We start from the raw sequence: 14,139 nt of genomic DNA, 5'->3' as shown, positions 1-14,139 counted from the left end.
ACTCCTTTTTCCTCAAAACCTATGCGCCGCGAGCGTCGCCCGCGCTACGGCTGTTCTTCCCTGACCGCATCGATCAGCGCCTTGCCGCCCTTGACCAGCAGCCCGATGTCCGTTCCCGCCGCGACGAAGGCATAGCCCTCCGTGCAACACAGGCGTGCATAGTCCGGCGACAGCGCGAATATGCCCGCAGGCTTGCCCGCAGCGCGGATAGCCTCCAGCGCCTGCCGGGCTGCGGCCTGCACCTGCGCATGTCCCGCATCGCCAAGATGATCCATCGACGCGGCCAGGTCGCCAGGGCCGACGAACACGGCATCGACCCCCGGCGTGGCGGCGATCGCTCCGGCATTGGCCAGCGCTTCGCGGCTTTCGATCTGGACGATGACCGTCAGCCCCTCAGCTGCCCTGTTGAGATAGCCCGGATCAAGGCCGAACCCGGCGGCGCGGCTGGTCCCGCTCGCAACACCCCGGATGCCATCAGGCGGATAGCGGGTGGCTGCTGCTGCTGCTGCTGCTTGCTCGGCCGTGTCGACCATTGGGACGAGCAGGGTGCGAAAGCCGATGTCGAGATATTGCTTGATGATCACCGGATCGTTCGCGGGCACCCGCGCGATCGGCTCCGGTCCGTGCCGCTCGACCGCCTGCAACTGGCCAAGCAGCGTCTGGGCGGTGTTGGGCGAATGTTCCCCGTCGAACAACAGCCAGTCGAAGCCCAGCCGGGCGCAGATGTCGGCGGTATAATTGTTCGCCAGCGCTTGCCACAGCCCGATCAGCGGACGTCCTTGTGCCAGCCTTTCCTTGAAGGGGATCATGCGAACCTCACCGATATGCTGCCCAAGGGGCCGTAATCGACATGGAAGCTGTCCCCCGGCCGTGCAAAAACGGGTGCTGTGAAGCTTCCACCCAGGATGATCTGGCCCGGTTCCAGCCATTCGCCATGAGGCGCGATCTTGTTGGCGAGCCACGCGGGGCCATTGGCGGGATGATTAAGCACCGCCGCCGCGACGCCGGATTCCTCGATCACCCCATTGCGGTGGAGCAAGGCTGAAATCCAGCGCAGGTCGACGGCGTCGGGCCTCACCGGCCGCCCGCCCAGCACGATGCCCGCGTTGGCGGCATTGTCGGAAATCGTGTCGAACACCTTGCGCGTGACGCCTGTCGCCCGGTCGATCCGTTCGATGCGCGCATCGATGATCTCGATCGCCGGGGTGACGTAATCGGTGGCGTTCAGCACATCGTACAGCGTGACGCTGGGCCCTTTGAGAGGATGCTTCAGGATGAAGGCCAGTTCGACTTCCACGCGCGGTTCGATGAAGCGGTCGATCGGGATGTCATGGCCGTCCAGGAACAACATGTCGTCCAATAGGGTGCCGAAATCGGGCTCCGTCACATTGGACGACCGCTGCATCGCACGGCTGGTGAGCCCGATCTTGTGGCCGATCACCTTGCGTCCGCCCGCCAGCTTCTTCGCAACCCAGGCGCGGCTGACGGCATAGCCATCCTCCAGCGTCATGCCGGGATGTTCCAAAGAGAACTGGCTGACCTGAACGCACTGCCGTTCTGCCTCATCGAGGCGTGCGGCCAGGGTTTCGACGATTTCGGGAGAAAGTGGCATCAGTCCGCTTTTTGCAGTCGTTGGTGGATGGTGTTGGCCTTCCAGCCCTCCGCTTCCTCCACATACATCGACAGCGCCAAAGGGCGGAGCGTGAAGAGGGGCTCGAAAAAGCCGTGAATGGAGGCGAAAAGGGCATCGAAATAGTTCTGGCGGAACTCGGCCGGGCGTCCCGCGCCCATCTTGACGTCGATATTGACGAAGGCGTCGTCCATCCCTTTCCCGTCTGCGATGACATAATGGTCCAGCCTGATGGCGCGCACGCGGATGCCGCCGACCGGGAACACGCCGCCCGCCTCCTCACGCATATGGCGCGCGATCAGGGCGAGCAGCGCGTCAAGCTCGAATGCGCCCTCGATATTGGCGGTATATTCTACGGTTGCATGCGCCATGTCTTTCCCCTTCAGGCCGCAACCAGATGATTGACGAGTCGGCCGACGCCTTCCACCTGCGTCACCACTATGTCGCCGGGCTCGCAGAAATGGACGCCCTGCGGTGTGCCGGTCAGAATCATGTCGCCGGGCATCAATCTTGTGTGGCGGGAAAGATAGGCGACCAGTTCCGCCACGGACATGATCATGTCGCCGGTCGTGCCGTCCTGAACCAACTCGCCATTCACATGGGTCCTCAGCTTCAGCGCCTGCGGATCGGGCACGTCGGCGGCATCGACGATCCACGGGCCGATCGGCGTCGTCGCGTCGCGGTTCTTCACGCGGGCATTGGGCCGGTAGTAATTTTCCAGATATTCGCGGATCGCATAGTCGTTAGCGACGGTATAGCCGCTGACACAGGCCAGCGCCTCTGCCTCCGTCACGTTGTGCGCGGGACGACCGATTACCGCCACCAGCTCGCATTCGGGGTGCATCTGGTTGCCGTCGGCGGGCCGGGGCGTGTCGCCTTCATGCCCGACAAAGCAATTGCCGCCCTTCATGAAGATCAGCGGCGTGGCCAGTTTTGGCGCGAACCCCAGTTCCTTATTGTGATCGGCGAAGTTGAGGCCCAGCGCGTAGACTGCCGCTCCGTTGACGACCGGCGGCAGCCACTGCGCGGCCGTGGCGGGGATGGACGATCCATTGGGCAGGATCAGGCTCTGTTCGTCCTGCGACACCCGGACCCATATGTCCCGGCCACGATGATAGATGCGCGCCCTCTTCATTGCGCATACTCCTCAATCAAGGCAATGGCGGGTTCGAACCCGTCAGCCTCCACGCGCAAATCCACGCCCGGCTGGACGTCTGGAGCATCGCCCGGCAGCCCGGCCAGCAGCACATCGCCCGCGCGCAACGTCAGAAAAGCGGATATGTCCGCGATAAGCTGGCCAGGCGTACGGACGAGCCGGTCCAGCGGCCAGTCATGCGCCACCCTGCCGTCTACAAAGGTCCTGATTTGTTCGGGCAATGCGGGCGCGCGCCACTGCCCCATCACCAGAAAGCCGTCAGCGTTGCGCTGCGCAATTGCGGGCCGATAATAGTCCGCCTGCTCATAGGCGATGTCGATGGCGAGCGAGGCCGCGCCCACGCACTCCATCGCCTCCTGCGCGCTGACGCCGGTCGTATCCCGCGCGATCAGCAGCGCGACGGTCGCGCCCGCCACGGCGCTCCGCCCGGGTTCCAGCCGCACGGGGCTGCGCGACAGAGTCACGGCAGGCTTCATGTAGACCACCGGGGCAGCAGGCGGCGCGAGATAAGGCTTTTCCTGAAAAGCCTGGGCGAGCCGGACACGTTCCTCCCGGTCGTTCAATATCACCCCATAGATGTGCCCTTTGCAAATCATCGTCTTGTCCTCTCGCTGGCACAGGGTAACAGGGTAAGCGGTCGCACCCGAATCACCCGGGGCTGCCGCCGAAGGGGGTGAGCATGGCGAAGGCAAAGGCCGGACTGACCAGATATTCCGAATCGCTGGCGGGAACCTTGCTGGCGGCTCGCGAGGCGGTGATGGCGCCGATCCGCCCGATCTTGCGGGAAGCGAATGTGACCGAACAGCAATGGCGCGTGCTGCGCGTGCTGACGGAGGTTGATGAGCTGGACGCGAGCAGCATCGCCAAGGAAGCCTTGCTCTACGCGCCTACCGTCACGCGCATCCTGCGGGAACTGACCGAGCGCCAGTGGGTCGTGCGCAGCACCGATCCCAACGATGGTCGCCGGTCGGTCATTTCCATTTCCGATGAAGGGCGGCGGCTGGTGCAGGGGACCGCGACCTATACGGTGCCGATGCTGTCTGCCTATGCCGAAGCCTTTGGCGAACAGCGGCTGCGCGATTTCATCGCCGAAGCGCGCGAACTCGCCAAAGCGCTCGAACCCTTTTCCCCCGACCGGTGACCGCCGCCCCCTCATAGCGCGACCGTCATGGTCTTGAGTTCCAGATAATCGTCCAGCCCGTGGCGCGATCCTTCGCGGCCCAGGCCTGACATCTTGATGCCGCCAAAGGGCGCGACCTCGGTGGAGATTGCTCCGGTATTGACGCCCACCATCCCGGCCTCCAGCGCTTCACCCACGCGCCAGCTGCGCGCCAGATCACGGGTATAGACATAGGCGGCAAGGCCATCGGGCACCGCATTCGCCAGACGGATGGCCTCTGCCTCGTCGGCAAAGCGGATGACGGGTGCGACCGGGCCGAATATCTCTTCTTTGAGCAGGCGCATGCCGGGAGCAGCATTGGCCAGAATGACAGGCGGTACGAACCGGCCCTCGACTGGTCTTTCCGCCCCTACCGGCATCGCGCCCTTCGCCTTCGCGTCGGCGATCAGCGCCGTCACCTTTGCGACCGCCGCATCATCGACCAGCGGACCGATCGCCGTGCCGGGCGCATCGCCAGGTCCGACCGTCAGCGCGTCGGCGGCGGCGGCAAAGGCCTCGACGAAGCGATCATAGATGCCGTCCTGAACGTAGAAGCGATTGGCGCAGACACAGGTCTGGCCGCCATTGCGGAACTTGGCGATCATCGCCCCTTCCACGGCCGCGTCGATATCGGCATCGTCGAATATCAGGAACGGGGCGTTGCCGCCCAGTTCGAGGCTGAGCTTCTTCACCGTGGGAGCGCATTGCGCATAGAGAAGCGCGCCGGTGCGCGTCGATCCGGTAAAGCTCAGCTTCCGCACCACAGGGCTGGCCGTGAGTGCTCCGCCGATCGCGACAGGATCGCCGGTGACGATGTTGACCACGCCCGGGGGAATGCCCGCCGCCTGTGCCAGGACGCCCAGCGCAAAGGCGGTGAGCGGCGTCTGTTCGGCAGGCTTGATCACGATGGAGCATCCGGCCGCCAGAGCGGGGGCGAGCTTGCGGGTGATCATCGCCGCCGGGAAGTTCCAGGGCGTGATCGCGGCCGCCACGCCCACGGGCTGCTTGATCACCATGATGCGGCGGTCCGCCTGCGTTGCCGGAATGACTTCGCCATAGGCGCGCATGGCTTCGGCCGCGAACCAGCTGAGAAAGCTTGCGGCATAGGCGATCTCGCCGCGCGCTTCGGCCAGCGGCTTTCCTTGTTCTGCGGTCAGGATGCGCGCCAGCTGTTCCTGATGGTCCATGACCAGCTGATGGTAACGGCGAAGCGCATCGGCGCGCGCGGATGCGGGAAGAGCGGCCCAGCCGGGAAATGCCGCCGCCGCCGCCGCGATCGCATCCTGCGTCTCCTGCGCGCCCATTGCGGGCACGCGGGCGATCAGGCCGCCGTCGGCGGGATTGCGGACTTCCAGCCATTCGCTCCCGCTACGCCACTCCCCACCGATCAGGCAGGCGTCAGGCCTCAGGTCCAATGTCACCGGACCCCCATTCGCGGCGTCTTGTGCGTGGCGCGCGCCAGGGCGACATTCTTCGTCTCCATGTAGAAGTCGAAGCTCCAATCGCCGCCGTCGCGACCAATGCCGCTTGCCTTTACCCCGCCGAATGGGGTGGGGAGGTGGCGGACATTTTCGCTGTTCACCCACACCATGCCGACGTCCAATGCCTCCGACACGCGCAGCGACCGGGCGAGATCGCGGGTCCACACATAGCCTGCCAAGCCGTAATCGACGTCATTGGCCTTGGCGATCGCGTCGGCTTCATCGTCGAACGGGATTGCCGTCAGCACAGGACCAAATATTTCCTCGCGCGCGATCCGCATCGACTGTTCGGCCTGGGTGAACAAGGTCGGCTGGAAGAAAAAGCCGTTCGTCCCGCCCACGGGCGCCCCACCGGCAGCGATGACCGCGCCTTCCCCGGCAGCGATCCCGGCATAGCTTGCGACCTTGTCGAAATGGCGCGGGTGGATCAGCGGACCGACTTCCGTCGCCGGGTCGAAGGGGTCGCCAACCTTGAGAGCCTTTACCCGCTCGGCTGCCTTCGCCACGAAGGCATCGTAGATGTTGCGCTGGACGAGCAAGCGGGACGAGGACGTGCAGCGCTGGCCATTCAGCGAATAGATCATGAATATCGCCGCATCCAGCGCCGCATCCAGATCGGCATCGTCGAACACGATGCAGGGATTCTTGCCCCCGAGTTCGAAATGCACGCGCTTCAGGCTTTGCGCGCCCTGGCGCATGATCGCGCTGCCGGTAGAGGATTCACCGACGAAGGCGATTGCCTTGATGCCCGGATGCTCGGTCAGGCGGCGGCCGGTGGTTTCGCCCAGGCCGTTGACCGCATTGAAGACGCCTGCGGGCAGCCCGGCTTCCGCCCCGATCTCCACCAGCAGCCGCGCTGAATAGGGCGACCATTCGGCAGGCTTGTGCACCACCGTGCATCCCGCGGCCAGCGCGGGTGCGATCTTCCATGTGGACAGCATGAAGGGCGTATTCCACGGGGTGATGACCGCGACCGGGCCAATCGGCTTGCGGGTGGTGTAATTCAGATGATCGGGCGCCGACAGTGCCTGCCCATCGGCGGCGGCTGGTGAACGATCAGCGAAGAAGCGGAAATTTTCCGCCCCGCGCAGCGCCGCCTTGGACATGAAGCGCCAACATTGCCCGGCATCCAGGCACTCGACCGCCGCGATCTCGTCCGCATGGGCGACGATCAGGTCCGCCATGCGGTTGAGTATCCTGCGCCGTTCATCGGCCGGGGTCGCCGCCCAGATGGGAAAGGCCTCGCTCGCGGCGGCGACTGCCGCCTCCAGCTGCGCTTCGGTAGCGTCGGCGCATTGGCCCAGCACATCGCCGGTGCCCGGTTCCAGCACGTCGAACAGCGTTCCCTCGCCTGCAACCGGCTTGCCACCGATGAAATGGCCCAATGGGGCAGCGGTGAAACGGTCGATCGCCGCCATGGCAAGGGCGCGCTTGTCGGTCATCGGCAAACTCCGGGATGAAAGGGCCGCATCAGTCATGCAGCACCTGAAGGGATAGAAATTCACTCAGGCCGTGCGGCCCGAACTCGACGCCGAAGCCGGATGCCTTGACCCCGCCAAAGGGCGTGTCAGGCCGGATGGCGCCATGTTTATTGACCCAGGCGGTCCCGCATTCCAGCTGCAATGCAAGGTCTCGGGCGAGATCGATGTCAGAGGACCACACCGATCCGCCCAGGCCTACATCCGCTGCATTGGCTGCGGCGATCGCTTCCCCGACATCGGAATAGCGGATGATCGGCAGCGCGGGACCGAACTGCTCTTCGTCCACCAGCGCCATTCCGGGCTTTGCATCGGCGACCAGAGTGACGGGATAGAAAAGGCCAGCGCCCGCCGTCGGGCTGCCGCCGGTCAGGACGCGCGCGCCATCCGCCCGCGCTTCATCGACCAACCGGGCGACCTTGCGGAACTGCATCTCATTCTGCAGCGGGCCGAGAGCGCTGTCCTCCTCGGTTCCGGGACCGGTCTTGACCGACGCGGCATAAGCGACAAGCGCGTCGCACACGGCATCATAGATGCTGTCATGGACGAACAACCGCTTCAACGCCGCACATGTCTGCCCATTGTTGATGAACGCGCCCCAGAACAGGCCTTCGGCGATGGCTTGCGGGTCGGCATCTGGCAGGACGATACCGGCATCGTTGCCGCCCAGTTCCAGCGTCAGACGCTTCAGCGTCGGCGCGGCGCTCGCCATCACCTTGCGCCCCGTAGCGGTGGACCCCGTGAAGCAGACCTTGGCGATATCGGGATGGCTGGTCAGCAGGCTGCCAAGCTCATCGGGTCCGGCGACGGCGTTGAGCACGCCGGGCGGTAGCGCCGCCTGCAACAGTTCGACAAGCTTCAGCGTGGACAGCGGGGTGAAGGGTGACGGCTTGATCACCACTGTGTTCCCGGCGCGGATCGCGGGCATGATCTGCCAGATGGCGATCATCAGCGGCCAGTTCCACGGCGTGATCGCCGCGACCACGCCCAGTGGGCGGCGGTGGATCGCGATATGCGCGGCATCGTCATCCTGCACATATTCGACCGGCAGGACCAGGCCCGCCGTATGCCGCGTCCACGCCGCCGCGCCGCCTACTTCGAACCGCGATCCCGTGCCGTTCATCGGCTTACCCTGTTCGGCGGTCAGCAGGCGGGCGAGTTCTTCCGCATGCTCTTCGATGATGTCGGCGCACCGGGCGACGGCGGCCTGCCGCTCCGCATCGGGCTTTGCCGCCCAGCCAGGAAAGGCGGCGCGCGCCGCCGCGATCGCTCGCTCGCACGCTGCGGCGTCGGTGATGGCAATCTCTCCCGCAGCGTCCCCTGTCGCAGGATTGGCTATAATGGACAGCGTTTCGCCATATTCAGGCGATCCGCCTATGATAGCGCCAGCATAGGTCATTCGTGGCGATCCTTCTCCTCAGATTTCGCCCCATATAACTTATCATGATAAATTGTTCAAGCGGTCGATCGGCGTCTGGCCTTTTGTTTCGACTGCTGTCATTTCCATGGTCGAAAGACGCGAGCCGCGTCGCAGAAAGGCGAGGGCACGACAATGCCGCAGCGAAAGCGAGCAGGCGCACCACAGGTCCCCACCATCAGGGCGGTCAGCGTCCAACGGCTGCTTGAGCGGATCGACAAGGATGACGAAAAGGTCGCCGCGCTTCTCGCCCGGCACGATGTTGCCCTTGCAGGATTGATTGATCCTTACGCGATCATGCCGCTCGCGCATTATATAGCGCTGCTTGAGGATGCCGCTGATCTGCTTGACGCGCCGCACCTTGGCGCGGAGATGGGCAGCTGTTTCCGCCCCGCCGATATCGGCCCGACCGGACTGCTATTTTCCCTGTCCGGCACGCTTGGCGACGCATTCGCGCGCATGGGCCGCTATTTGCCGGCCTTTCAGACTTCGACATCTTCCGGTCTGCTGAATGCGGGCGACCATATGTTGTGGGCGTACCGGATTCACGATCCGCGAATCTGGCCTCGGCGGCAGGATGCGGAATATGCGGTCATGGCAACCTGTGAATTGATCCGCAGCTGCTTGACGTCGCCATGGTGGCCGGTCGAGGTGCATTTCGAACATGCCGCACCGGCGGATGTGGGTCCGCTGCGCCGTTTGTTCCGTGCGCCGATCTTGTTCGATCAGCCCACGAACGGACTGCTGCTGTCCAGGCAGGATGTAGAGCGAGTGAACCGCGTCGAAGACCGCGACCTCATGCATATCCTTGAAAGGCACGTTACCGAACTGCTCCAGGTCCATCTGGCAGAGGATAGCTTTACCGGGCGGGTCGAATGGCTGATTGCCATGTATCTCGACAAACGGCCGATCACGCTGGAGGGCATGGCCGCCGCGCTTGGCCTTCCTCAAAGAAGCCTGCAACGCCGTCTTGCAGAGGAGGGGACGTCATTGCGCCAGTTGCTGCGCGATCACCGCACGCGATTGGCCGATGCGCGGCTTGGCGAAGGGCGCGGCGATGTGGCCGGGTTGGTGCAAGCGCTCGGCTATTCGGAACGGTCAGTGCTGTCCCGCGCTTACCGGGGATGGACCGGGCGTTCGTTGATCCGTGGGCGTAAGCCGGTCCGCGCCAGCTGACATCCGCAGCGCGCCAGATCGTGGCGCACTTTGTCTCTTTCTTGTCGTGATCTGCCATATCCTTGTGATGATTCCCCCGCCAGATTTGCCTCTGAATTTTGGGAGAGGCTCGATGCGGGAAGTGATGCGGCGGATCGACGCCCTCAATTATTATACCGCCACGAAAAGATATGACGTCCAATATCCCCGCCTGACGCAGGACATCGACGTAGATGTAGTCGTCGTCGGGGGCGGCTTTTCAGGCATCAACACAGCATTGGAACTTGCGGAAAAGGGCATCACCAATATCGCCGTCCTGGAGGCACGCCATCTGGGATATGGCGGCACGGGCCGGAACGGTGGCCAAGTGATGGCGGGGATCGGCCACGATATCAACAAGGTGGCCCGACATGTCGGCAAGGAGGGCCTCGAAACCCTGTTCGAGATTGCGAGCCTGGGCGCCGGCATCCTGCGCGGCCGGGCGGAAAAATATGGCATCGATGCCGATGTCCGGCGCGGCTACGCCTATCTCGCCTATAATCAGCGGCAGCTCAACACGCTGCGAACCTGGGTCGATGAATTTCGCGCGGCCAGTCCCGATGAGGACATCGAGTTGCTGGTGGGCAAGGATGTCCAACAGGTTATCGGATCGGAAGTGTTCGCAGGCGCGATCAGGCATATGGGCGGCGGCCATGTTCATCCGCTGAACTTGTTGCTCGGCGAAGCCATGGCCCTCGTCGGCCATGGAGCGCGGATCTTTGAAAACAGTCCCGTGATCAGCGTCGAATATGGCGGCCGCATCACCGTTCGCACCAATGCAGGCAGCGTTCGCGCATCCAAGCTGCTCTGGGCGTGCGACAGCTTTCTGGCGGGCCTGGAACCGGAAATATATGGGAAGACGATCAACACCTATGCCTATCAGATCGCGACCGAACCCCTATCCGACGAACTGATCCAGCGTATCAGCCCGATCCGGGGCGCCTACAGCGACATCCGGCCGGTGATCGATTATTATCGGGTCACGGCTGACAACAGGCTGCTTTATGGCTCTGCCACGCAGATGCTCGAATATTTCCCGTCCGACATCGCGGCCTGGACCCGGCCATTGATGCTGAAGACCTTCCCTTATCTCAAAGAGGTGAAGATAGACTATGCCTGGGGCGGGCCGATGGCGTGCAGCGCCAATCTCTTTCCCCAGATCGGTACGCTGTCCGGCCGTCCGAACGCCTTTTACGTTCAGGGTTATTCGGGCTTCGGCGTCACGCCGTCGCATATCGTCTGCAAGGTGTTGGCAGAGGGCATGAGCGAAGGTTCGGCACGCTACGACCTCATGAGTTCGATCCCGCATATGCGGGTGCTGGGCAAGGATTCGCTGCGCCGTGGCATGTTGTCGGCTGCGAAGACCTGGCACCAGATTTCCGGTTTTTTCAATGGCCGCCGCTGATCGGTGAAGTCAAAGGAGGTTAGTCAATGTTCGCCATATATCAGAATCATATTCCTGAACTCGATAGCTGGGGCACCGTCGCCGATCTGGGATCGGAGATAGTGGAAGGAGAGGGACTGTGCTTCGGCAAGATCGTCCATGGCTCCCCGGACATGCCGCTGTCATGCGGTTATTTCGCGGCCGTCAAGGGCAAGTTCCGGATGACTTACCCTTTTTCCGAACATTCCATCGTGGTCGAAGGCAGCGTGACGCTGACTGACGAGGGCACCGGTAAGAGTACGACCTATGGCCCTGGAGACGGTTGGTTCGTCGAAAAGGGCACTTCAGTCCTGTGGGAAATTCACAGCGATCGCTTCACCAAAAATTATGTCGCCATAGCCTGATCGTCATGGCCGTGCATGTCCGGCAATTGAAGGGGTTCTAAGTTCGCCAAACAGTCAGTGGAGCGCCCGCTGCCGATATTGAGCCCCATCGCTTCATCACTGATCCACTCTTTGCGCGGTCAGGGCGAAACTTACCGCGACCTTTGCGGCGATCGTTTCGTCAGTGGCCGAACCGACACCGAACAGATTACGGTCGATCTCCGCTCCGCCTTCCGCCCGTGCGATGTGGCCATTCTGCCGCAGGGTAAAGCGTAGCGTCACCGGGTGGCTGCGTCCGTTCAGATCCAGCGTGCCCCGTGTCTCGTAACGATCATCGCCCTTCGGCCGGAAACCCTTGGCGCGGAACACGGCCTCGGGATGGGCTGACACGCCGAAATAATCGGGGCCTTGCAGCGTTTCGTCCCGCTGGCTGTCGCCCGTGACGGTAGAGGCCAAGTCGATCATCACCGTGATCGCGCTGCCAGGCAAATCGTCGGGACTGTAGCTGATCTCCGATGTCCAGCGACGGAAGGATCCGTTCACGGCCGCGCCGTTCCACATGGCTGTGAAACCGAGTTTCCCCGGCCCGGTCAGGCGCCACTGCGACAGGGGAATGGCAGCCGCCTCGGCCTTGACCTCCGGCGTCTGGGCTTCGGGTGCCGCAGCAGATGGCTGCGCTGGCGAAGAGGGCGGCAGAGAGTCTGCTGCCTTCATGGACGGGGGAACAAGCTGCTGTTGCGGGACGGCTGTCGCGGTCTTTCCGGTCAGAAGGAAGGAGGCCGAAGCCGCAAGCGTCATAATGGCAAGCGCGCCCGCCATCGCGACGCCCGGTGCCAGGCGCGGGGCCATACGGGTCAGCAGATTTTCACCTTTGAAAAATGGATGACGAATGGCGCCCGCGACGTGCAGCACGATCAATCCGGCGAGCAGATAAGCCGTCAACAGATGCGCGTCATAAGCGATCCCGTTGAAGCTGCGCGTGATCGGCAGGTGCGGCCAGGGGATCGTCCCGAACAACAATGTCGGCACCTGCAACCTGCTGGTGGACACCAGCGCCCAGCCGCTCAATGGACCAAGCAGCATGACGGCATAGAGAAGCCGATGCGTCGCCTTGGCCGCGAATGCCGCCAAGCGGTCGTCCGTCAGGGCGTCAGGCCTCGGATGAAAAATACGGATCGCCACCCTCGCCAGTGTGAGCAGCAGGATGACGATCCCGACCGACTTGTGCAGCTGATAGGCGGCGAACTGCCCCGCACCTGGTGAAATGTCCGATAGCTGCCATCCCAGCGACAGTTGAAAGGCAAGGGCGGCGGCGATCGACCAATGGAGTGCGATCGCCGCAATGGAGTAACGTTGGGGTGACATGGTCCGTGTTTTTCCCTGTGGAGACGTCGAAGAAAAGCGGCGCCATGACCAAATTGCAACTGGGTCACATGCTCCCATGATCTCCGCGGACGCCGCCTCGGATGATCGATCATCGGATCGTATATCAGACCCTTTGACAGCCGACAGCGCTCACGTTGTGACCTGGATGCTACTCCGCCGCGCCAGCAGCAGTATCAAGGCACAGGCGGCGATCAGCGAGCCTGATGCCATGACGATCGCGACGGCCTGCAACTTGAAGTCTAGCGTGAAAAGAAAACCCGCGACTATCGGGCCCAAAGCGGCTCCTCCACGGCCGACGCCTATGACTATGCCTGTACCCCCCGCCCGGACCGCTGTTGGGAAAGCGTGGGCGATAATGGCATAGAGGCCGACGACAGCAGCGTTGGTGAAAAATCCTGCAGCCGCCGCCACCAGCGCCAAGCCGGAAAGGCCGGCCTGACCCTGACCGAAAACGGTCACCATGGCCGTCGAGAACAGCAGCGCGCCGATCACCAGTGCGCGAACATCCAGGCGCCAGCTGAGCGCACTGAGCGAAAGCGCGCCCAACAGACCGCCGACATTGGCCCATACCAGCACGCCGCCAGCGGACGAAGGCGCATAACCCATGTCCACGACGATCTTCGGCACCCATTTCAGGATGAAGTAGAATGTCATGATGTGGAAGAAATAGGCGGCCGTCAGAAGCACCGTCGTGCGCGCCAGGCCGGGACTGAGCAGCGCTGCGAATGACGCCTTGGGAGCCACCGGGTCCGGAGCGGGCAAAGCGGCAAGGGGATTGCGCCCCATCCGCGCCATCAATCTATTGATCCGTTCCAGCGCGTTGGCCGGACGCCTTTGCAGCAGGAAGCCGATCGATTCAGGCAGCAGCATGAACGTCAAAGGCAGGAAGATCGCGGTGACGACACCTCCCAGCAGGAAGATGTCGCGCCATCCTCCCGAAACCAGCAGCATGGATGCGACCGAACCGCCAAGGATCGCGCCGATCGGATAGCCCGCCGCCATCAGGGCGACGGCCAGGCTCCTGGAACGGGCGTTGGCAAGTTCCGCAACGATGGCATTGGTGCAGGCCAGCATTCCGCCAATGCCCAGGCCGGTGACTAGCCGCACTGCCGATAGTGATACGACGCTGAAGGAGAAGGTCGCCGCCAACATACCGGCGGCCATGACCATAAGGCAGAGGAGGATGGTCGGGCGGCGGCCTATGCGGTCGGCCAGGCCGCCGAGCAGCACTGATCCCACGGCCATGCCGATCAGTTCCATCGACAGCACGATGCCGAGCGCGCCGCGATCAATGCCCCATTCCGCGGCAATGCCCGGGGACGCAAAGCTGATGGCCAACACGTCGAAACCGTCCAGGGCGTTCAGCATGACACACAGGGCGACCGCCATGATTTGCAGGCGCCCCATCGGAGCTTCATCCAGCATTCGCCGGATATCCGTTCCACTCTGCACCATCCCTGCCTCCCCTGAA

Annotated in this window: 14 protein-coding genes; 4 read left to right on the top strand and 10 right to left on the bottom strand. The window is 63.3% G+C overall.

The window, feature by feature from the left end:
* Positions 1 to 44: 44 nt before the first annotated feature.
* The 5 genes from MU848_RS14590 to MU848_RS14570 are packed head-to-tail and all read right to left on the bottom strand — an operon-like array spanning position 45 to position 3,382.
* The gene (locus MU848_RS14590; RefSeq protein WP_247233700.1) at positions 45 to 809 is read right to left on the bottom strand and encodes an HpcH/HpaI aldolase family protein; all 765 of its coding nucleotides are present in this window, start codon (positions 807 to 809) and stop codon (positions 45 to 47) included.
* Positions 806 to 1,612, bottom strand: a complete 807-nt coding sequence (gene hpaH, locus MU848_RS14585; protein WP_247233698.1) for a 2-oxo-hept-4-ene-1,7-dioate hydratase — start codon at positions 1,610 to 1,612, stop codon at positions 806 to 808. The genes MU848_RS14590 and hpaH overlap by 4 nt, the downstream gene beginning before the upstream one ends.
* Positions 1,612 to 2,001, bottom strand: coding sequence for a 5-carboxymethyl-2-hydroxymuconate Delta-isomerase (locus MU848_RS14580; protein WP_247233696.1), 390 nt, complete (start codon positions 1,999 to 2,001; stop codon positions 1,612 to 1,614). Before MU848_RS14580 ends, hpaH begins: the two co-directional genes overlap by 1 nt.
* 11 nt (positions 2,002 to 2,012) lie before the next feature.
* Complete coding sequence (locus MU848_RS14575) at positions 2,013 to 2,765, bottom strand: fumarylacetoacetate hydrolase family protein (protein ID WP_247233694.1); 753 nt, start codon at positions 2,763 to 2,765, stop codon at positions 2,013 to 2,015.
* Positions 2,762 to 3,382: a fumarylacetoacetate hydrolase family protein gene (locus tag MU848_RS14570; protein WP_247233692.1), complete on the bottom strand. Its 621-nt coding sequence runs from the start codon at positions 3,380 to 3,382 to the stop codon at positions 2,762 to 2,764. The genes MU848_RS14575 and MU848_RS14570 overlap by 4 nt, the downstream gene beginning before the upstream one ends.
* An 83-nt stretch (positions 3,383 to 3,465) precedes the next feature.
* On the opposite strand from MU848_RS14570, the gene MU848_RS14565 reads away from it, so the two are divergent.
* The gene (locus MU848_RS14565; RefSeq protein WP_247233690.1) at positions 3,466 to 3,927 is read left to right on the top strand and encodes a MarR family transcriptional regulator; all 462 of its coding nucleotides are present in this window, start codon (positions 3,466 to 3,468) and stop codon (positions 3,925 to 3,927) included.
* 11 nt (positions 3,928 to 3,938) lie between these two features.
* Here the strand turns inward: MU848_RS14565 and MU848_RS14560 are convergent, their stop codons facing one another.
* Genes MU848_RS14560 through MU848_RS14550 form a run of 3 tightly spaced genes read right to left on the bottom strand, consistent with a single transcriptional unit; the run spans position 3,939 to position 8,303 of the window.
* Positions 3,939 to 5,366 carry an NAD-dependent succinate-semialdehyde dehydrogenase gene (locus MU848_RS14560; RefSeq protein ID WP_380800923.1) on the bottom strand — a complete coding sequence of 476 codons (1,428 nt, stop codon included), beginning with the start codon at positions 5,364 to 5,366 and terminating at the stop codon, positions 3,939 to 3,941.
* Positions 5,363 to 6,868: a 5-carboxymethyl-2-hydroxymuconate semialdehyde dehydrogenase gene (gene hpaE, locus MU848_RS14555; RefSeq protein ID WP_247233686.1), complete on the bottom strand. Its 1,506-nt coding sequence runs from the start codon at positions 6,866 to 6,868 to the stop codon at positions 5,363 to 5,365. The genes MU848_RS14560 and hpaE overlap by 4 nt, the downstream gene beginning before the upstream one ends.
* Before the next feature lie 28 nt (positions 6,869 to 6,896).
* A complete protein-coding gene (locus tag MU848_RS14550) occupies positions 6,897 to 8,303 on the bottom strand; it encodes an aldehyde dehydrogenase family protein (protein WP_247233683.1) in 1,407 nt (468 codons plus the stop codon).
* 153 nt (positions 8,304 to 8,456) lie between these two features.
* Between MU848_RS14550 and MU848_RS14545 the strand changes: the two genes are divergently transcribed.
* The 3 genes from MU848_RS14545 to MU848_RS14535 all read left to right on the top strand — a co-directional run bounded on the left by MU848_RS14545 (position 8,457) and on the right by MU848_RS14535 (position 11,303).
* On the top strand, positions 8,457 to 9,497 hold the full coding sequence (locus MU848_RS14545) for an AraC family transcriptional regulator (RefSeq protein WP_247233681.1): 1,041 nt from the start codon (positions 8,457 to 8,459) through the stop codon (positions 9,495 to 9,497).
* Between the two features lie 112 nt (positions 9,498 to 9,609).
* Positions 9,610 to 10,920: an NAD(P)/FAD-dependent oxidoreductase gene (locus MU848_RS14540; protein WP_247233679.1), complete on the top strand. Its 1,311-nt coding sequence runs from the start codon at positions 9,610 to 9,612 to the stop codon at positions 10,918 to 10,920.
* Between the two features lie 26 nt (positions 10,921 to 10,946).
* The gene (locus MU848_RS14535; RefSeq protein WP_201516070.1) at positions 10,947 to 11,303 is read left to right on the top strand and encodes a cupin domain-containing protein; all 357 of its coding nucleotides are present in this window, start codon (positions 10,947 to 10,949) and stop codon (positions 11,301 to 11,303) included.
* A gap of 96 nt (positions 11,304 to 11,399) precedes the next feature.
* Here MU848_RS14535 and MU848_RS14530 read toward each other — a convergent pair whose 3' ends face one another.
* Together MU848_RS14530 and MU848_RS14525 are read right to left on the bottom strand one after the other, a co-directional pair.
* The gene (locus MU848_RS14530) at positions 11,400 to 12,647 is read right to left on the bottom strand and encodes a YceI family protein (protein ID WP_247233677.1); all 1,248 of its coding nucleotides are present in this window, start codon (positions 12,645 to 12,647) and stop codon (positions 11,400 to 11,402) included.
* A 150-nt stretch (positions 12,648 to 12,797) separates the two neighbouring features.
* Complete coding sequence (locus MU848_RS14525; RefSeq protein WP_201516068.1) at positions 12,798 to 14,123, bottom strand: MFS transporter; 1,326 nt, start codon at positions 14,121 to 14,123, stop codon at positions 12,798 to 12,800.
* Positions 14,124 to 14,139: the final 16 nt, after the last annotated feature.

Source organism: Sphingobium agri (genome assembly GCF_023051225.1).
Taxonomy (GTDB): domain Bacteria; phylum Pseudomonadota; class Alphaproteobacteria; order Sphingomonadales; family Sphingomonadaceae; genus Sphingobium; species Sphingobium agri.
This window is presented reverse-complemented; position numbering and strand designations above follow the sequence as displayed.

Coding starts and splice junctions, on each gene's coding strand:
- MU848_RS14590 (WP_247233700.1), bottom strand. CDS start 809: ATGATCCCCTTCAAGGAAAGGCTGGCACAAGGACGTCCGCTGATCGGG.
- hpaH (WP_247233698.1), bottom strand. CDS start 1,612: ATGCCACTTTCTCCCGAAATCGTCGAAACCCTGGCCGCACGCCTCGAT.
- MU848_RS14580 (WP_247233696.1), bottom strand. CDS start 2,001: ATGGCGCATGCAACCGTAGAATATACCGCCAATATCGAGGGCGCATTC.
- MU848_RS14575 (WP_247233694.1), bottom strand. CDS start 2,765: ATGAAGAGGGCGCGCATCTATCATCGTGGCCGGGACATATGGGTCCGG.
- MU848_RS14570 (WP_247233692.1), bottom strand. CDS start 3,382: ATGATTTGCAAAGGGCACATCTATGGGGTGATATTGAACGACCGGGAG.
- MU848_RS14565 (WP_247233690.1), top strand. CDS start 3,466: ATGGCGAAGGCAAAGGCCGGACTGACCAGATATTCCGAATCGCTGGCG.
- hpaE (WP_247233686.1), bottom strand. CDS start 6,868: ATGACCGACAAGCGCGCCCTTGCCATGGCGGCGATCGACCGTTTCACC.
- MU848_RS14550 (WP_247233683.1), bottom strand. CDS start 8,303: ATGACCTATGCTGGCGCTATCATAGGCGGATCGCCTGAATATGGCGAA.
- MU848_RS14545 (WP_247233681.1), top strand. CDS start 8,457: ATGCCGCAGCGAAAGCGAGCAGGCGCACCACAGGTCCCCACCATCAGG.
- MU848_RS14540 (WP_247233679.1), top strand. CDS start 9,610: ATGCGGGAAGTGATGCGGCGGATCGACGCCCTCAATTATTATACCGCC.
- MU848_RS14535 (WP_201516070.1), top strand. CDS start 10,947: ATGTTCGCCATATATCAGAATCATATTCCTGAACTCGATAGCTGGGGC.
- MU848_RS14530 (WP_247233677.1), bottom strand. CDS start 12,647: ATGTCACCCCAACGTTACTCCATTGCGGCGATCGCACTCCATTGGTCG.
- MU848_RS14525 (WP_201516068.1), bottom strand. CDS start 14,123: ATGGTGCAGAGTGGAACGGATATCCGGCGAATGCTGGATGAAGCTCCG.